2 protein-coding genes are annotated in these 2,528 nt (G+C 69.4%); both read left to right on the top strand.

The window, feature by feature from the left end; all coding sequences use genetic code 11:
- Nucleotides 1-1,160 (top strand): alpha-amylase family glycosyl hydrolase (locus ACR2JA_RS13735; protein ID WP_434009642.1); only part of this gene is annotated, 1,160 nt, incomplete at its 5' end.
- Between the two features lie 29 nt (nucleotides 1,161-1,189).
- Complete coding sequence (locus ACR2JA_RS13740) at nucleotides 1,190-2,329, top strand: ABC transporter ATP-binding protein (RefSeq protein WP_434009643.1); 1,140 nt, start codon at nucleotides 1,190-1,192, stop codon at nucleotides 2,327-2,329.
- Nucleotides 2,330-2,528 lie beyond the last annotated feature (199 nt).

Here is a 2,528-nt window from a genome sequence, read left to right on the forward strand (position 1 = left end):
GCCAGTACTACCTGCACAACTTCCTCACCAGCCAGCCCGACCTGAACTTCCACAACCCCGACGTCCAGGACGCGCTGCTGGCCACGGTGAAGTTCTGGCTCGACCTCGGGGTGGACGGCTACCGCCTGGACACCGCCAACTTCTACTTCCACGACGCGCAGCTGCGCAACAACCCGGGTCGCGGCGCCCCCGACCCGAACAAGCCCGACCCGGCGGTCAACCCCTTCAACCCCTACGCCTGGCAGCGCCACCTCTACGACAAGAGCCAGCCGGAAAACCTGGTCTTCCTGCAGCGCCTGCGCGCCCTGCTCGACCAGTACCCGGACACCACCATGGTGGGCGAGATCGGCGACGACGACGGCCTGGCCCGCGTCGCCGAGTACACCAGTGGCGGCGACAAGCTGCACATGGCCTACTGTTTCGACTTCCTGGGCCAGCCGCACGACGCGCCTTTCCTGCACGGCGTGCTCGCCCGCTTCGACGAGGTGGTGGGCGACGGCTGGCCCTGCTGGGCCCTGTCCAACCACGACTGCGAACGCTCTGCCACGCGCTGGGGCGGCCCCCAGCCCGACGCTCGCCTGCTGCGCCTGGCGGCGGCCTTCCAGGCCAGCCTGCGCGGCACCGTCTGCCTCTACCAGGGCGAAGAGCTGGGCCTGCCCGAAGCCGAACTGCGCTTCGAAGATTTGCAAGACCCCTACGGCATCACCATGTGGCCGCAGTTCAAGGGCCGCGACGGCTGCCGCACGCCCATGCCCTGGACCGCGGACGCACCGCACGCCGGTTTCACCACCGGCGCCAAGCCCTGGTTGCCGGTGGCCGCCACGCACACCGCGCTGGCGGTGGACCAGCAGGCCGGCCGCGCGGACTCGTTGCTGAGCTTCTTCACGCAGCTGCTGCACTGGCGCCGCGAGCAACCCGCGCTGCTGCACGGCCGCATGACCCTGCTGCCCGAACACCCGCAGGTGCTGGCCTTTGCGCGCGAGGACGGTCCTCAGCGCCTGCTCTGCGCCTTCAACTTCAGCGACAGCGCCGCGGTGCTGGCCCTGCCTGAGGGCTGGACGCAGGCGAACACCTTGACCGGCAGCGGCCTGGCGGGCGCAAGCGTCGACGCCGGCCAGATCCGTTTCGAACCCTGGGGCGGCCTGTTCCTGCAGGCCTGACACCCACCACCCCGCAGGAGACCCGCACCATGTCCCGCATCGACTTCAAGAACGTCTGCAAGCGCTACGCGCCCAACGCGCCGCTGACCATCAACAACGCCAACCTCACCATCGAGAACGGCGAGTTCTGCGTCTTCGTCGGACCGTCGGGCTGCGGCAAGTCCACGCTGCTGCGCATGGTGGCCGGGCTCGAAGAGATCAGTTCTGGCGACCTGTCCATCGGCGGCGAACGCGTCAACGACCTGCCGCCCGCGCGGCGCGGCGTGGCCATGGTGTTCCAGAGCTACGCGCTCTACCCGCACATGACGGTGCGCGAGAACATGGGCTTTGGCCTCAAGGTGTTCGGCGCCAACGCCGCCGAGATCGACAAGAAGGTGCGCGCGGCGGCCGACATCCTGCAGCTCACGCCGCTGCTGGACCGCCTGCCCAAGGCGCTCTCGGGCGGCCAGCGCCAGCGCGTGGCGATCGGCCGCGCGATCGTGAAGGAGCCGCGCGTGTTCCTGTTCGACGAACCGCTGTCCAACCTGGACGCCGCGCTGCGTGTGCAGACCCGGCTGGAGATCGCCAAGCTGCACCACGACATCGGCACCGCCAGCATGATCTACGTGACGCACGACCAGGTCGAGGCCATGACGCTGGCCGACAAGATCGTGCTGCTGCGCGCCGGTGAAGACGTGCAGACCAAGGGCTCGGTCGCCCAGGTCGGCACGCCCATGGACCTCTACCACCGGCCCAACAGCCTGTTCGTGGCCGAGTTCATCGGCTCGCCCACGATGAACGTGCTGCCCGCCGTCTTCCTGGAGGCGGGCAACGGCCGCGCCCAGGTCAGCGTGGCCGGGCACCGCTTCGACGTGGCGGTGGACGCCGCCCACCTGCAGGCCGGACAGAAGGCGCACCTGGGCCTGCGGCCCGAACACATGCGCCTGGCCCCGTCGGCCGACAGCGCCAACAGCCTGGCCGCGCAGATCGCCCACATCGAAAAGCTGGGCGAGGCTTCGCTGCTGTACCTGGACCTGGGTCACGGCCTGCCCGCGGTCACGCTCAAGCTCGACGGCACCACCGCGCTGAACAAAGGCGAGAACGTGCGCCTGCAAGTGGACGCGACCGACCTGCACCTGTTCGACGCCGCCGGCGACGCGCTGCGCCGCACGGTGGTGCTGCCCGCCTGAGGGCGGCGCCGGGCAGATGCGGTACGGTTGGTGCTGGTGAATCGCCGAACAGCCCCTTTTTTCCGGAGTCGCACATGAGCATCCTCACCCAGCCCACCACCCCCTTCGCCGGCCAGCTGCCCGGCACCTCCGGCCTGCGCAAGAAGGTCGCGGTGTTCCAGCAGCCGCACTACCTGGAGAACTTCGTCCAGGCCCTGTT

Origin of the sequence: Hydrogenophaga sp. (assembly GCF_051007235.1) — a bacterium.
Taxonomy (GTDB): Bacteria; Pseudomonadota; Gammaproteobacteria; order Burkholderiales; family Burkholderiaceae_C; genus Hydrogenophaga.

Bases quoted from the DNA above. Each gene is read 5' to 3' on its own strand.
- ACR2JA_RS13740 (WP_434009643.1), top strand. From the start codon at position 1,190: ATGTCCCGCATCGACTTCAAGAACGTCTGCAAGCGCTACGCGCCCAAC.